Annotated in this window: 18 protein-coding genes; 14 read left to right on the forward strand and 4 right to left on the reverse strand. The window is 33.3% G+C overall.

Annotation, left to right across the window (positions count from 1 at the left end; genetic code table 11):
- The first annotated feature begins 74 nt into the window (after nt 1–74).
- Both IJ258_RS09940 and IJ258_RS09945 read left to right on the forward strand, forming a co-directional pair.
- Nucleotides 75–557 carry an isoprenylcysteine carboxylmethyltransferase family protein gene (locus tag IJ258_RS09940; protein WP_292806452.1) on the forward strand — a complete coding sequence of 161 codons (483 nt, stop codon included), beginning with the start codon at nt 75–77 and terminating at the stop codon, nt 555–557.
- On the forward strand, nt 558–1,250 hold the full coding sequence (locus tag IJ258_RS09945; protein ID WP_292806453.1) for a class I SAM-dependent methyltransferase: 693 nt from the start codon (nt 558–560) through the stop codon (nt 1,248–1,250).
- A 208-nt stretch (nt 1,251–1,458) separates the two neighbouring features.
- On the opposite strand, the gene IJ258_RS09950 is transcribed toward IJ258_RS09945, so the two are convergent.
- Complete coding sequence (locus tag IJ258_RS09950) at nt 1,459–2,169, reverse strand: PD-(D/E)XK nuclease family protein (RefSeq protein ID WP_292806454.1); 711 nt, start codon at nt 2,167–2,169, stop codon at nt 1,459–1,461.
- A gap of 97 nt (nt 2,170–2,266) precedes the next feature.
- Between IJ258_RS09950 and IJ258_RS09955 the strand changes: the two genes are divergently transcribed.
- Nucleotides 2,267–2,809 (forward strand): flavodoxin family protein, encoded by a 543-nt coding sequence (locus IJ258_RS09955; protein WP_292806455.1) that lies wholly within the window; start codon nt 2,267–2,269, stop codon nt 2,807–2,809.
- A 30-nt stretch (nt 2,810–2,839) separates the two neighbouring features.
- Complete coding sequence (locus IJ258_RS09960) at nt 2,840–3,073, forward strand: ATP-binding protein (RefSeq protein ID WP_292806456.1); 234 nt, start codon at nt 2,840–2,842, stop codon at nt 3,071–3,073.
- Here IJ258_RS09960 and IJ258_RS09965 read toward each other — a convergent pair.
- Nucleotides 3,066–3,851: an NAD(+)/NADH kinase gene (locus IJ258_RS09965; RefSeq protein WP_292806457.1), complete on the reverse strand. Its 786-nt coding sequence runs from the start codon at nt 3,849–3,851 to the stop codon at nt 3,066–3,068. The two genes, IJ258_RS09960 and IJ258_RS09965, sit on opposite strands and share 8 nt — an antisense overlap.
- A gap of 109 nt (nt 3,852–3,960) precedes the next feature.
- On the opposite strand from IJ258_RS09965, the gene IJ258_RS09970 reads away from it, so the two are divergent.
- Genes IJ258_RS09970 through IJ258_RS09980 form a run of 3 tightly spaced genes read left to right on the forward strand, consistent with a single transcriptional unit; the run spans nt 3,961 to nt 6,111 of the window.
- Entirely contained in the window at nt 3,961–4,653 is a 693-nt protein-coding gene (locus IJ258_RS09970; protein ID WP_292806458.1) for an iron-sulfur cluster assembly scaffold protein, read from the forward strand.
- Nucleotides 4,654–4,655: 2 nt separating this feature from the next.
- A complete protein-coding gene (locus tag IJ258_RS09975) occupies nt 4,656–5,654 on the forward strand; it encodes a GGGtGRT protein (protein ID WP_292806459.1) in 999 nt (332 codons plus the stop codon).
- Between the two features lie 40 nt (nt 5,655–5,694).
- Nucleotides 5,695–6,111, forward strand: coding sequence for an NUDIX domain-containing protein (locus IJ258_RS09980; protein ID WP_292806460.1), 417 nt, complete (start codon nt 5,695–5,697; stop codon nt 6,109–6,111).
- Between the two features lie 402 nt (nt 6,112–6,513).
- Here the strand turns inward: IJ258_RS09980 and IJ258_RS09985 are convergent, their stop codons facing one another.
- Nucleotides 6,514–7,311, reverse strand: coding sequence for an amidohydrolase family protein (locus IJ258_RS09985; RefSeq protein ID WP_292806461.1), 798 nt, complete (start codon nt 7,309–7,311; stop codon nt 6,514–6,516).
- Between the two features lie 89 nt (nt 7,312–7,400).
- Between IJ258_RS09985 and IJ258_RS09990 the strand changes: the two genes are divergently transcribed.
- Nucleotides 7,401–7,664 carry a zinc ribbon domain-containing protein gene (locus IJ258_RS09990; protein WP_292806462.1) on the forward strand — a complete coding sequence of 88 codons (264 nt, stop codon included), beginning with the start codon at nt 7,401–7,403 and terminating at the stop codon, nt 7,662–7,664.
- On the opposite strand, the gene IJ258_RS09995 is transcribed toward IJ258_RS09990, so the two are convergent.
- Nucleotides 7,665–8,315, reverse strand: coding sequence for a hypothetical protein (locus tag IJ258_RS09995; RefSeq protein WP_292806463.1), 651 nt, complete (start codon nt 8,313–8,315; stop codon nt 7,665–7,667). It lies immediately after the preceding gene.
- A 171-nt stretch (nt 8,316–8,486) separates the two neighbouring features.
- Here IJ258_RS09995 and IJ258_RS10000 point away from each other — a divergent pair, with 171 nt between their 5' ends.
- From IJ258_RS10000 to IJ258_RS10025, 6 genes are all read left to right on the forward strand, one after another.
- Nucleotides 8,487–9,437, forward strand: coding sequence for a malate dehydrogenase (locus IJ258_RS10000; protein ID WP_292806465.1), 951 nt, complete (start codon nt 8,487–8,489; stop codon nt 9,435–9,437).
- Nucleotides 9,438–9,446: 9 nt separating this feature from the next.
- Complete coding sequence (sstT, locus tag IJ258_RS10005; protein ID WP_292806467.1) at nt 9,447–10,688, forward strand: serine/threonine transporter SstT; 1,242 nt, start codon at nt 9,447–9,449, stop codon at nt 10,686–10,688.
- Complete coding sequence (gene dtd / locus IJ258_RS10010; RefSeq protein ID WP_292806469.1) at nt 10,685–11,125, forward strand: D-aminoacyl-tRNA deacylase; 441 nt, start codon at nt 10,685–10,687, stop codon at nt 11,123–11,125. The genes sstT and dtd overlap by 4 nt, the downstream gene beginning before the upstream one ends.
- 76 nt (nt 11,126–11,201) lie before the next feature.
- Entirely contained in the window at nt 11,202–12,098 is an 897-nt protein-coding gene (locus IJ258_RS10015; RefSeq protein WP_292806471.1) for a hypothetical protein, read from the forward strand.
- 8 nt (nt 12,099–12,106) lie between these two features.
- On the forward strand, nt 12,107–12,685 hold the full coding sequence (locus IJ258_RS10020) for a zinc ribbon domain-containing protein (RefSeq protein ID WP_292806473.1): 579 nt from the start codon (nt 12,107–12,109) through the stop codon (nt 12,683–12,685).
- A 9-nt stretch (nt 12,686–12,694) separates the two neighbouring features.
- Entirely contained in the window at nt 12,695–13,834 is a 1,140-nt protein-coding gene (locus tag IJ258_RS10025; protein WP_292806475.1) for a toxic anion resistance protein, read from the forward strand.

Genomic DNA, 13,834 nt, shown 5'->3' on the forward strand with positions numbered 1-13,834 from the left:
TTTCCCATCAACTTCTTTTTTATAAAAATTTAGGCATACCAAAATATTTATAGTTTCATATATTAAATATGATTATGGTAAAAAATAATAATCATTTGCCTTTATATGGTGTTGGACCAATTTTGATTGCGCCACTGATTGCAACAGCAATATTGGGATTGATATTAACAAACTATAAGATAATTCCAAAAATCGAAATAAACATATTAAACTCATTAATTACAATTTTTGGGATATTGTTGATTGTAATTGGTATAGCAGTTTGGATATTTTCAGCAAAATCAGATATTGATGAAAATATAAAATCAAATAAACTTAAAACAGACGGAATATATGGAATTATAAGACATCCCATATATGCTGCATTTTTGTATGCATCTACAGGATTAGTCTTAATGTCCACAAATATCTACTTGTTTATCTTACCTGTCTTATATTGGATATTTTTATCAGTATCTCTTAAAAACACTGAAGAAAAATGGTTAACTGACATGTATGGTAATGATTATATATTGTATTCTAAAAAAGTAAACAGATTCATCCCTAAGGTGATATGAATGGGAATATTTGACAATATGAGAAAACCAAAAGGAAAACTAGGCAATATTCAACTTAAATCAATGAACAAAGAACACACTCCGGTATCATTATGGGGTTTAAAACACTTGAATATCAATCCGGATGACATAATACTGGATATTGGCTGTGGAGGTGGAATTAACATCAACCGCATGGCAAAGGAAGCCAAAAAGGTATATGGTGTAGATTATAGTGTTGAAAGTGTAAACCTGTCACGTGAAGTAAATCAGGATTATATCGGTGAGGGAAAAGTGGAAGTGCTTGAAGGAAATGTCAAGAATTTACCGTTCGAAGACAATAGCTTTGACATAGTTACAGCATTTGAGACAGTATATTTCTGGCCGGACATTGAAAAATCATTCGGGGAAGTAAAAAGAGTATTGAAACCTGGTGGAATATTCCTGATAGGTATGGAATCCAACGGATCCGATAACATGGTGATGAAAATATCAGAAAAGCTGATTGACATGACTGTTTATAATGATGAGGAATTGAAATCTTATTTACAAAATAATGGCTATTCAGAAATTACAGTGTATTTAAGAGATGCAAAAAACAATGAAGAGATTGTCAAATCAGATGGTGGAGTTAAAAGAATTCCCGATGATTATGACCATATTTCCTTTTCAGATAAGTTTGTACAATGGATGACAATTACTGCCAGAAAGTGAATTTCAGTGGTTTATTTATTAAAACATTTAAAATTTAAAAAATCATATGCCTAATGCGATTGTGATTTGGCAAAATTATCTTAAAGTTCAATAAAATGAAATATTGCCTACATTATATCAATTCAAATTTAATCATGTAATGAATATTTAAACAACATTTTCAATATTATTGAGTCTAAAATAATCCCGTTTCACAGTCAATAAAATATTAGAAATATTCGTCACATATTTTTTTATAAGTGCAGTATCTGCATAAAAATTGATATTTGGGATAGAAATTGCCGTTGTTGACTTCCTTTCTCACTTCATAGAAAGTATCGATGGCATCATTAATCTCAGTTGAATTTAAAAACTTGCGTTTATTATCCTCTTCAGCAACATCAAGTAATCTTAGACGGCCATTCTTGGTGAAAAATATTCCAACCTTGGAAACATCCTTTTCATATACATTTTCAACAAGCAATTTGTAATAGCATAGTTCACGGCGATATTTGGAAAAAGTATTGGAGTTGCTTGTTTTATAATCTATTACTACAAGATCGCCATTTTCATCCTCTAAAATGATGTCGCATATTCCCGAAAAGCGGTGGACTTCATCATGAAGATATTCCTCTTGGCTAAAGAGCTTATAATTGCCGTCAACAAATACCTCTTTGAAAAAAATGCTTAAGTTTTCAATGTGGTTTTCTAAATCATAGCCTATATCCATCTCATTGCTGATTTTTAAAAGTTCATTTTCAATGTTGACATTTTCCAGTTCATCTCCGAACTTATCGGCAAATGTTTCTGCTACAGAATGAACATCACTTCCCAAAATCATATATTTGTTAGGCTTTGCCTCGATTTCATCAACATACTGAAATTTGAACTCCAGCGGGCATTTCAAATAAGTGTTAATTTTAGATTTGGATAATCTCATAAAAATTCCTTGATTTATTTAATGAAAATTTAACAATAACCTATTTATTATTTAAAATATATATTTTTAATCATAATTTTAGGAGAGTAGTGAAAAAATGAAAATTATAGCACTTCAAGCAAGTCCTCGTAAAGGCGGAAATTGTGACGTATTAATGGATGAAATGATAAAAGGTATTGAAGAAAACGGCGGAGAAGTTGTAAAATACTACCTTGAAGATGAAGAAATTGCACCATGTAAAGCATGCATGTACTGTGCAGAACACCCTGAATGTATCCGTGGAGATGACGGAAACAAAATAATTGCTGATTTGATTGCAGCTGACGGAGTAATATTTGCAACACCTATTTATTATGGTCAGATGACCGCTCAAGGCAAATTAATCATTGACCGTTTCTACAAAATCGGTAAAAACGTAGAGGAAAGTTTATCAGGTAAAGCTGCATTAATATTCACTGAAAACCAGCCTGAAGGAACATATGAACAATACATTGAACTTACAAAATTCTCACCGTTCACATTTGTAGGTTATGATGTACTCGGCCATGTTGATGCAGGTTCAGCAGGTCCTGCAGGTATCGTTGCTGAAGAGCAAAAAGACAAACTGAAAGAAGCTTACGAATTAGGATTAAAATTTTAATCCTTTAAATTCTATTTTTTTTTGATAAATATGGGTTTAGGTTCACTTTTTAAAAGAAAAAAAGACAAACAAGAAGTTATTGAAGAATGCCATATTGACATCAATACAAATGATTGTGACGGCTGTGAAAAATGTTCAATTGCATGTCCAAACAATGTTTTGATTGTTGTTGATGACAGCTGCTCAGTTCGTGACGCTCAGGTCTGTAAAAGCTGCAGGGTATGTGTAGCAATCTGTCCTAATGACTGCATTACAGTTAACTGATGTTTTCACGTATAGTGTCGATGAAGCTTCTGTCTTCAAGTTTTATTATTTTTGTAACTTTATCAGATTTTTTAATCTTTATTGCATCACCGCTGAATACTTCTATTGCGATACCGTCGTACAATACGTAAGATGAAGTATTTTCTCTTAATTCTGTTATTTTAATCTCAACCGTGGAGTCGTCAGAAAGAATTATGCTTCTGTTTATAATTGTATGTGGAGCAATCGGTGTTAATGTGATGATTTCAGCTGTTGGATCTACAATAGGTCCTCCGCATGACAGATTATAGGCTGTAGAGCCTGTTGGAGTGCAGACTAATATGCCGTCTGCAGTATATGAATTAATCAATTTTTCGTTAACAATTGCATCGAACCTAACGACACCGGAAATGTTTTTGGAAATTGCAATCTCATTAAGTGATTCAGGTATTTTAATTATCTCTCCATCAGATTTAATGACTTCACCTTCAAGCATCATTCTCTCTTCAATATAATAATTTCCGTCCAAAATGTCTTTTAGTGCAGACTTCAAGTCACATGGGTTGATTTCTGTAAGATAACCTAAAGTTCCTGTGTTTATCCCAATAATCGGCAAATCAGATAAACGGGCTGTTTTTAAAAATGTTCCATCCCCACCAATTGAAAAAATGATATCTGCTTTATCAATATCATCAACGACATCAATATCTAATTCATCAGAATATCCAATCAGTTCATATTCTGTTTTTAAAGCAATTTCCTTGTAGCCATCGGCATTAATGAATATATTCATAATCATAATTTAATTGGCATTGCTAATAAGATTAATTATTGAATACATTTTGCAAAAAATCTATTAATTAAAAACATTAAAAATATAAATAGTAAAAAAATTTTGGAGAAAGAAGATGATATATTCAACAGAAATTGAAAATATGTGTCCTGTAAAAAAAGGTGCAAATCACGACCCTGCTCCAATACCTGAAGAAGGTAAATGGGTAAAAGCAAAACAGATTAGTGATATTTCCGGTTTTACTCATGGAATCGGATGGTGCGCACCGCAACAGGGATGCTGTAAATTAACATTAAACGTTAAAGAAGGTATTATTGAAGAAGCTTTGGTTGAAACAATAGGATGTTCAGGTATGACTCATTCAGCTGCTATGGCAGGTGAAATTCTTGTTGGAAAGACCATTCTTGAAGCATTAAATACAGACCTTGTATGTGATGCGATAAACACCGCAATGCGTGAATTATTCTTACAGATTGTATATGGAAGAACCCAGTCAGCATTTTCTGAAGGAGGTCTTCAGATTGGTGCAGGCCTTGAAGATTTAGGTAAAGGCCACAGAAGCCAAGTTGGTACAATCTATTCCACAAAAGAAAAAGGTCCAAGATATTTGGAGCTTACTGAAGGATACATTACTGAAATCGGACTTGATGAAGATAATGAAATTATCGGTTATAAGTATATCAGCTTAGGAATCATGCTTGATTTAATCAAGGATGGTGTTGACCCTGCTGAAGCTATTGAAAAAGCATCAGGCCAATACGGCAGGTTTGATGATGCAGTTAAAAAAATAGATCCAAGGAGTGAATAATTATGAGTTTATTTGAAAGTTATGAAAGAAGAATCGACCAGATCACTCCAGTACTTGAAAAATATGGAATTAAAGACCTTGAAGAAGCTAGACAGATTTGTCTTGACAAAGGATTTGACCCATATGAAATTGTTAAAGGCGTTCAGCCAATCTGTTTTGAAAACGCATGCTGGGCATATACTCTTGGAGCAGCAATAGCAGTAAAACAGGGATGCACCAAAGCATCTGATGCTGCAAAAGCTATTGGTGAAGGACTTCAGGCATTCTGTATTCCTGGAAGTGTAGCAGATGACAGACAGGTTGGACTTGGACACGGTAATTTGGCTTCAATGCTTTTAAGTGATGAAAGTGAATGCTTTGCATTCCTTGCAGGTCACGAAAGTTTCGCAGCTGCTGAAGGTGCAATAGGTATAGCAAACTCAGCAAATGAAGTGCGTGAAAAACCATTAAGAGTTATCTTAAACGGTCTTGGAAAAGATGCTGCATTAATCATTTCAAGAATCAATGGATTTACTCACGTTGAAACTGAATTTGACTACTTCACAGGTGAAGTAAAAATCATTAAAGAAAAAGCATATTCTGATGGTGAAAGGGCAAAAGTGAGATGTTATGGTGCAGATGACGTACGTGAAGGTGTAGCAATCATGCATCTTGAAGGAGTTGATGTATCTATTACAGGTAATTCAACCAACCCTACACGTTTCCAGCATCCTGTAGCCGGAACATACAAAAAAGAATGCCTTCTTCAAGGCAAAAAATACTTCTCTGTTGCATCAGGTGGAGGAACAGGAAGAACTCTTCACCCGGACAATATGGCAGCAGGACCAGCATCATATGGTATGACAGATACCTTGGGAAGAATGCACTCTGACGCTCAATTCGCCGGTTCCTCATCAGTTCCAGCACACGTGGAAATGATGGGACTGATTGGTATGGGAAACAATCCTATGGTAGGAGCTTCAGTTGCAGTAGCTGTAGCTGTTGAAAAAGCAATGAGATAGGGATTAAATCCCTTAATTTTCTTTTTTTTAGGTGACATATATGTCAACAATGTGGGGATTGACTGTACGTGGAATCTGTGAATATAAGGATAAGATACTGCTTTTGAAAATAAGATCCAAATCAGCACATGATGCAGGAAAATGGGAAATTCCTGGTGGCAAGGTTAAAAAGTCAGAATTTTTTGATGAAGCCTTGAAAAGGGAATATATGGAAGAGACCGGTTTGGAAATTGATATTGAATCATTATATAATGTGGTTCAAAAGCAATATACTGCATGCAAGACAAAAGAGCAAGTAAATTCAATTCAGTTAATCATGAAAGTAACTTGCAAAAGTGATGAGGTAGTCATCAGTGAAGAGCATGATGATTACGGATGGTTTAGTCAAGGTGAAGTTGATGAAATGATTGAAAAAGAGTTATTGACTCCACCTGCAGTTAATGCATTTAAAAAGTAAATAGTTAAAACTATTTACTATTAAATTCATTTAATGTTTTTTGAGCATTATTGTTTAACAATTCAGGATTAGATGAATTATTCTGACTAATAATCTGCTAACATGTTTAAGATTAATTCAATATTAGTCATATTGTCCCTTAAACTTTCTTTTTAAAGGCGATTGAATTAGTCTTAATAATTCAATAGTATTTCAACATCAGTTTTTCTGAGTTTACCCTTCTTTTGCAGGTATTTTTAAAGTGTGACAATTTGTCACAGTTTCATTACCTAATTCTTTTAGTCGTTGTTTTAATTTTCTCCAATAGGCATTTGGATTTTTACTTTTAGTTAATGTTCCAACAACATCAATAATAGAATAGTAATTATATTTAAAAATATAAAGAAAAAATATAATTGAAACTTATTTAAGTTTTAATATTTTTGAAGCATTGTCATAGAGAATCTGGAATCGTTCTTTATCAGTCAAATCGATTTTATTAAAGTATTCCATTTCACTGACAGATTCCCACATAGGATAATCGGTACCCCAAAGCACATGGTCTGCTCCATATGCATGAATCAAATCATATGCCTCTTCAGGTGTCAGGTCATATAGGCTGGAACTTAAATCAACATAAAGGTTTGGTGTTCCTGCCAGTTTTTCAGTAGCTTCCTTCCAAACGCTCCATCCTGCAAAATGAGCGCCAATAAATGTTATTTCAGGAAATTTATCTAAAAATGGTTTAATCTGTTCTGGATTGGAATAATTGTATCTGAAGTCTCCACAGTGCACCAGCATTGGAACATTTGCTTCATTAACTATTTCACCTATCTTAAATGCACGTTCCTCATCCATTGCAAACATTTGAAAATCAGGATGCAGCTTGACTCCTTTAAGCCCCAATTCAATCAGGTAATCAAAATCCCCTTGGATATCTTCACTGTCTGGGTGAAGTGTTCCGAAACCTGTGAACTTATCTGGGTGCTGATTTACAGACTCTGCAATGAATTCATTGATTGATTTTACCTGTTTTGGAGTGGTTGCAACAGAATGAATGAGATAATGTGTCACTCCTACTTTTTCACCGTCTCTAAGCAAGTCATCAACTGTTCCGTTCAGGGACATGTCCAAATCGTAGAAATCTCTAATTCCAACAACTGCTTTTGAAGCTATTTTTTCCGGGTAAATATGACAATGTGCATTTACAATTTTTTGCATGATAATTAAACCACCTATTCAAATTTAACTATTAATAATTATTATTTTCATCAATAAAATATTTAATTATTTAAATATATAATATAATCATGGCAATGCAAAGATGTCCAAAGTGCAATAAGATTTTATCACCGCAAGAGTCAGTTTGCAGCAATTGCGGTGCAAAACTAGATAATCATGCTATTGGAAGAATTAACTCAATATATCACAAAAGCAATGTAATCACATTGATATATCTGGCAATATTTTTCATTACAGCACTGATTTACGGTTTTGTAAATTGGATTTTAGCAATTATTGTTTTTGTTGTTTTGATTGCAGTTTCAGTATATTTCATCTTCATTAGAAGATAACTAATATAATTGCTCACCGGTATAAAGGTTCTCTTCAGTATATATTCTAATCAGTCTGTCAATTAAATCATTATACATCATTCTGTGGCCGACTGCTCCTCCCTGTTTTGTTTTAACATTATTCAGGGAAGTGTCTGAAAATTCACCTGAGTTATTGATTATGTACCACATTCCATGAGGAGTGTATATGAATAATTCACCTTCTCCATTTTCTGCACCATTTTTAAAGCTGTCCTGAGGGTCATATATTTTTGTGGAATGGACTGCAAGTCTTGACAGGTCCTGTTCCGGACGGGTACCACTTTTTTCAAATAGCATTTTCAGCCATTCATATGACTGGTCTATTAAGTTGGATTTTTTGATAGGGTCTGCAAAAGCTTGTTTTATTTTGTTTTGTCTTGATTCGAGAGTGTTTGTTATCTCAAGTATTTCTTCTACTTTTGCAACATCCTTTTCAAGGCATCTCCATCCCTCAGGTCTGCCGGTTACCTGAACATTGCCTTCAACAAAATCCATTCTTTTGAATTTTCTAAAATAAGGTTTCACCTTTTCAAATTCCTCATCCGGAATTTTCTGATTAAGGCCGTATAGATATCCGTATTCATTAGCATCATAACATTTGGTTTCCATTTTTAATTCTTCATCTTGCATATTATTTAATTGGAACGATAAAAAATATAAATCTATTGTTATATGAACAATTACAATTATTTTTAGCTTAACTTATCATTTTTTAAATTTTCATATTGAAATTTAAACAATTTTATCATATAATTAATAAATTAGTAAGCTATTTTTATATTGAAAACCAATATAAATGATATGGTAAAGGTAAGTATTTTAGGATCAACTGGAATTATAGGTAAAAATGTTGCATTTACCCTAGCACGTGAAGATACAGTTGATGAAATAGTAATGTTTTCAAGACCTGAAAGTCTTGATAAAGCCAAAGGTGAAACTTATGATATGTATGATGCACTGGCGGCACGTGATATTGACTGTAAGTTAACACCCACTTCAGATTTTAATGATATTGCAGGTTCAGATATAGTTCTTATAGCAGCAGGAATCCACAGGGAAGAAGGTATGAAACGACTTGATCTTGCTGTTCCTAATGCAAAAATCGTCAGCTGCTATTCTAAAAAAATTGCAGAATATGCACCGGATTCCATTATTTTGGTTGCAACAAACCCTGTAGATGTGATGACTACTGTTGCTCTTAAGGCATCAGGATTTAAAAAGAGTAAAGTAATTGGTGTTGGAAATCACCTTGATTCATTGAGACTGAAAAATTATTTCTCAAGACAAATTGACATTAACAGTTCTGAAGTGCACACTAGGGTAATAGGTGAACACGGTGACCATATGGTGCCTCTTTTAAGTTCTACAACAATTGGTGGTATACCGCTTAAATACTTCGTTGAATATGTTGATTTGGATATAAGAGGATTGGTAAATCAGCTGAAACACGCTGGAAATACAATCATTTCCAAAAAAGGTGCAACCGAATACGGTCCGGCATTTGCTATTTCGAATTTAATTTCAACCATTATTACAGATACTCATAGGGTTTTAACAGTAAGCAGTTTTTTAGATGGTGAAATTGAAATGGTTGATGATGTATCATTGGGCGTACCGGCAGTTATAAGTAAAAGAGGCATTGCCATGATTGTACCTATTCATATGAATGATATTGAGAAAAAAGAGTTCTTTGAAGCTGCTCGAACTGTCAGAGATGCAACATATGAAGTCTTTGAAAATCTTGATTTATAGTGGTTTTTTATGAATAATATAGTAAAAAAATGGACACAATCCAGTTTAATTTTAAAAATTGTAATAGGATTAGTTATTGGAGCAATATTAGGTATTGCTGTTCCTAACTGGAAGATTATTGGTTTTCCTGGAAAAATATTTGTAAGTGCTTTAAAAGCAATTGCACCAATTTTGGTTTTTGTATTGGTGACTTCTGCAATATCCAAGGCAAGAACCGGTATTGGCTCAAGATTTAAAACAGTTATTATCCTTTACTTATTCAGTACATTTTTATCTGCAATGGTTGCAATTATCGGAAGTTACATATTCCCTGTAACAATTCATCTGACTGCTGCAAGTACCGCAACTGCTCCCGGAGGTCTTGATGAAGTAATCAGAGATATGATTTTGATGATTTTCTCCAATCCTATTGAACTGTTGTCTCAAGGCCAATATCTGGGAATATTGTTTTGGTCAATAGTGTTTGGAATTGCTCTTAAGATGGTTGCAAGTGATACAACAAAAGATGTTATTACAGATCTTGCAGATGCAGTTACTGCCATTGTTCGAGGAATAATTCAATGTGCTCCTATAGGTATTATGGGATTGGTGTTCACTTCAGTTAGTGAAAGTGGAATCGGAATATTCACTCAGTACGGTCAGTTAATCTTATTGCTTGTAGGCTGTATTGCATTTGTTGCATTTGTAACAGATCCGCTAGTTTCTGCAGTAGCGCTTAGACGCAATCCTTACCCATTGGTTTTAACCTGTTTAAGGGAAAGTGGAATTACTGCATTTTTCTCAAGAAGCTCTGCAGCCAATATTCCTGTAAATATGCAATTGTGTGAACGTTTAGGCTTAGATAGGGATTTCTTTTCAATAAGTATCCCATTGGGTGCAACAATCAATATGGAAGGAGCTGCAGTAACAATCACAGTCATGACCCTTGCAGTCTGCCACACCATTGGGATTTCTGTTCCATTACCTATAACAATAGTATTATGTATTATTTCAACTATTGGAGCATGTGGTGCATCCGGTGTTGCCGGAGGATCACTTTTACTAATACCAATGGCATGTTCACTATTCGGAATCAGTGCTGATGTTTCCATGCAGGCAGTAGCTGTCGGATTTATCATTGGAGTCATTCAGGATTCATGTGAAACCGCTATAAACTCTGCAGGTGATGCACTATTTTCTGCTACAGCAGAATATCACGACAGAATGAAAAATGGTGAACCGGTCAATTTCTTGGGAGAGTTTAAAAAATGAAGTTAGTTGTTCAAAGAGTAACTTCTGCAAGTGTGGAAGTGGATAATAAAATTATCGGTGAGATTGAAGATGGGCTGATGGTTTTAGTGGGTTTTGGTGAAAATGACACCGTCCGTGAGGCAGATTATCTTGCACGAAAGCTTGCAAAGCTGAGAATATTTGAAGATGAAAACGGAAGAATGAACAAATCCGTTATGGATATAGGGGGAAAACTATTATTGGTTCCCCAATTTACATTATATGCACATACAAAAAAGAATAGACCATCATTTCATAAGGCTTTAGCACCTGATGAAGCTACAGTACTGTTTGATTATTTCACACAAAAATGCCGGGAATTGGTTGACACTGAAACAGGTGAATTTGGTGCATTTATGAAAGTAAATCTATTGAACAATGGTCCTGTAACTATACTTTTGGACAAAGAATTTGATTAATAATAACAAATTAAATACAAATATTTAAAAACATTCAATTCTAAATATATTTTTACAACTTCGGAAGTAAATGTAAATGTCTATTGAAACTCCAAAATTAAATGAAATCAAAAGATTAACTACACCATTAACCTTTAAAAATCAAAAAGCCTATGACAATAGTGGAAATGAGGTTAAGATTAGTGAAACATTGTCTGATGTCAGACTGGTTGTTGAACCAAAAAAAGGAATACTGTCAGATGATGAAGTACTGCAATATGCTCCCCTATCAAAATTGGCTTCTGCAATAAGACTTAAAAAAGGAATTGGAAATTCACAGGATGTATTATATATTAAAGAGTCATTGCCATGGTATTTGGGATTATATTATGTTGTTTTAATATGCATTTCATTTGCAGTGACCTATGCAAAAAACACAATATTGATGTTTATTCTTTTAATTTTAACAATTATCCCATTAATATATTTATATTATATATTCAAGTTAGACAAATACAAGAAAGTAAATACTTCCAAAAAACAAGCTGAAGTGACTCAAGCTACAAAAATTGAAAAACCGATTGATAATTACACAGGTTTGGATTCACTTAAGGAATATAAAAAGGAAATCAATAACCTGCATGTAGTATTTGATGTCAAACAGGAGGTAGTTCGTGGATTAATTAAAAAACGATTTGAACCGCCTCAAATAACTTACGATAAATTTATTAAAACCATTGACAATGCAGAAAAACTATTTCTCACCCAGGAAGAATCAGCATTAAATATCATTAATTTAGCTGCTGAAGATACTCAAAGAGTACGCAGTGAAATCGATAGTAAAATTGAATCAATGAAAAGAATAATCAATCAGATAGAAGATTTAACAAATGAATTGGTTATTAACATTAGTTCTGATGATAATTCCGGAGAGGATGTGAAAAATTTAATTGATGATATGGAAAATTTAATCGGTTCAGTTAAGGATTATTAGGTGATAAAATGACTAAAAATTGTCCAAAATGCGGAAAACAAGTTCCAGATGATGCTAAATTTTGTATGGATTGTGGATATTCATTTGACAATGCTGAAAATGCTAATAAATTTTCACTTAGTACATTATTTATTATATTGATTGCAGCAGTTCTTGTTATAGGAGGAATTTTCATTCTTACTTCTGGCTCCGGCAATGATACTTCTTCTGGAGATGTCGTTGATGATGTAGATCATGTTGATTTAACTATCAGTGATGTTTTAGGTTGGGATTATTCAGGAGACAGTGATTCAAAACCAAGTTATACATTATATACTGAAGCTATCTTTAATAGTGTTCCTGATGATATTAAAGGATATAATGTTAAAACAATATATTATGATTCAAACGGTACTGAAATTGGTCATGCAACAGAGACTTTAGAAAATATTTACTATGAAAGTAATTATGCTCTTAGTTTTGGACATTATACAACTTATAAATTACCTGATGCAGACCATGTAACTGTGGAAATTATTAAAAGCGGTAAAGTAATTGATTCTTATACAGAAAATATTGATAAAAGTAAAATAGATTATTTGAATTAAGGTGATAATATGGCTGAATTCTCATTAGATATAGATGGAATTAAAGAAGATGTTGAAACCTCTTTGAATGATGAAAAGGAAAAATTGGAAAATTCTAATCTTAAAAATCAAGCAAATGCCAATGCTGTTGCTATTTTCGATGCAGATTTGGAAAATCCTCAAGCAAGAGAAAACATTTTAAAACCATTAGATAATTTTGGTTTAAATGAAATGTCCAGGTCAGCTTCACACAACGAAATGCTATCTACCAGATTTGTTGACTTAACAAAAGGTGGCAAAGATGCAGATAATATCAGTGAACAGCTAATTGAACTGAACAAACAGATGAAAGATCTTGACCCTAGTAAAGTTGATTTTGCAAAAAAAGGAGTTTTAGGCAATTTGATGAATCCTGTTAGGAAATACTTTGCTAAATATGAAAAAGCTGAAGTGGCAATATCTGATATTGTACAGTCTCTTGATAAAAGCAGTAAAGTATTGCAAAATGACAATACTACTCTTTTAAGTGAAGAAAATTACTTGAGAGAGGTTACAAACAAACTTTTAGCTGACATTGAACTTGGAAAACAGATGGATGCATCTATTGAACAGCAAATTCAGACTGCCGAAATCGAAGGTGTTGACCAGAGCAAAATCGATTTTGTTCGTGAGGAGATTTTATTCCCGTTAAGACAAAGATTAATGGATATGCAACAGATGATTGTTGTTAACCAACAGGGAATTGTTTCACTTAATGTAATTAGACGTAACAATAAAGAATTGATTCGCGGAGTTAATAGGGCTAAGAATGTAACCGTTTCAGCATTAAGAACAGGAGTAATGGTTGCAAGTGCTTTATATGATCAAAAAATTGTTATGGAAAAAATAAATATATTGAACCAGACTACAGAAAATATTATCGAATCAACTTCACACATGCTTAAAGACCAAGGCAGCGAAATACAAAAACACAGTGCTGAGACAATGATTTCCCCTGAAGTTTTAAAAGCTTCATTTAATGAAGCACTTCAAGCTATTGAAGATGTAAGTACTTATAAAGTTCAGGCATTGCCTCAAATGAAAGAAACAATTGATATGTTCAGTGAAATGGCTCAGGATGGCCAAAAAGTCGTTGAAAAAATTCAAACTAACAATAACTTGATTGAATAA

This window comes from Methanobrevibacter sp. (assembly GCF_017468685.1).
Taxonomy (GTDB): Archaea; Methanobacteriota; Methanobacteria; order Methanobacteriales; family Methanobacteriaceae; genus Methanocatella.

What these genes read in the sequence shown, in the direction of transcription:
- sstT (WP_292806467.1), top strand. Translation starts at nt 9,447, where the DNA reads ATGAATAATATAGTAAAAAAATGGACACAATCCAGTTTAATTTTAAAA.
- IJ258_RS10000 (WP_292806465.1), top strand. Translation starts at nt 8,487, where the DNA reads ATGGTAAAGGTAAGTATTTTAGGATCAACTGGAATTATAGGTAAAAAT.
- IJ258_RS10025 (WP_292806475.1), top strand. Translation starts at nt 12,695, where the DNA reads ATGGCTGAATTCTCATTAGATATAGATGGAATTAAAGAAGATGTTGAA.
- IJ258_RS09990 (WP_292806462.1), top strand. Translation starts at nt 7,401, where the DNA reads ATGGCAATGCAAAGATGTCCAAAGTGCAATAAGATTTTATCACCGCAA.
- IJ258_RS09960 (WP_292806456.1), top strand. Translation starts at nt 2,840, where the DNA reads ATGGGTTTAGGTTCACTTTTTAAAAGAAAAAAAGACAAACAAGAAGTT.
- IJ258_RS09940 (WP_292806452.1), top strand. Translation starts at nt 75, where the DNA reads ATGGTAAAAAATAATAATCATTTGCCTTTATATGGTGTTGGACCAATT.
- IJ258_RS09985 (WP_292806461.1), bottom strand. Translation starts at nt 7,311, where the DNA reads ATGCAAAAAATTGTAAATGCACATTGTCATATTTACCCGGAAAAAATA.
- IJ258_RS09945 (WP_292806453.1), top strand. Translation starts at nt 558, where the DNA reads ATGGGAATATTTGACAATATGAGAAAACCAAAAGGAAAACTAGGCAAT.
- IJ258_RS09950 (WP_292806454.1), bottom strand. Translation starts at nt 2,169, where the DNA reads ATGAGATTATCCAAATCTAAAATTAACACTTATTTGAAATGCCCGCTG.
- IJ258_RS09995 (WP_292806463.1), bottom strand. Translation starts at nt 8,315, where the DNA reads ATGCAAGATGAAGAATTAAAAATGGAAACCAAATGTTATGATGCTAAT.
- IJ258_RS09965 (WP_292806457.1), bottom strand. Translation starts at nt 3,851, where the DNA reads ATGATTATGAATATATTCATTAATGCCGATGGCTACAAGGAAATTGCT.
- IJ258_RS09970 (WP_292806458.1), top strand. Translation starts at nt 3,961, where the DNA reads ATGATATATTCAACAGAAATTGAAAATATGTGTCCTGTAAAAAAAGGT.
- IJ258_RS10020 (WP_292806473.1), top strand. Translation starts at nt 12,107, where the DNA reads ATGACTAAAAATTGTCCAAAATGCGGAAAACAAGTTCCAGATGATGCT.
- IJ258_RS09980 (WP_292806460.1), top strand. Translation starts at nt 5,695, where the DNA reads ATGTCAACAATGTGGGGATTGACTGTACGTGGAATCTGTGAATATAAG.
- IJ258_RS10015 (WP_292806471.1), top strand. Translation starts at nt 11,202, where the DNA reads ATGTCTATTGAAACTCCAAAATTAAATGAAATCAAAAGATTAACTACA.
- dtd (WP_292806469.1), top strand. Translation starts at nt 10,685, where the DNA reads ATGAAGTTAGTTGTTCAAAGAGTAACTTCTGCAAGTGTGGAAGTGGAT.
- IJ258_RS09975 (WP_292806459.1), top strand. Translation starts at nt 4,656, where the DNA reads ATGAGTTTATTTGAAAGTTATGAAAGAAGAATCGACCAGATCACTCCA.
- IJ258_RS09955 (WP_292806455.1), top strand. Translation starts at nt 2,267, where the DNA reads ATGAAAATTATAGCACTTCAAGCAAGTCCTCGTAAAGGCGGAAATTGT.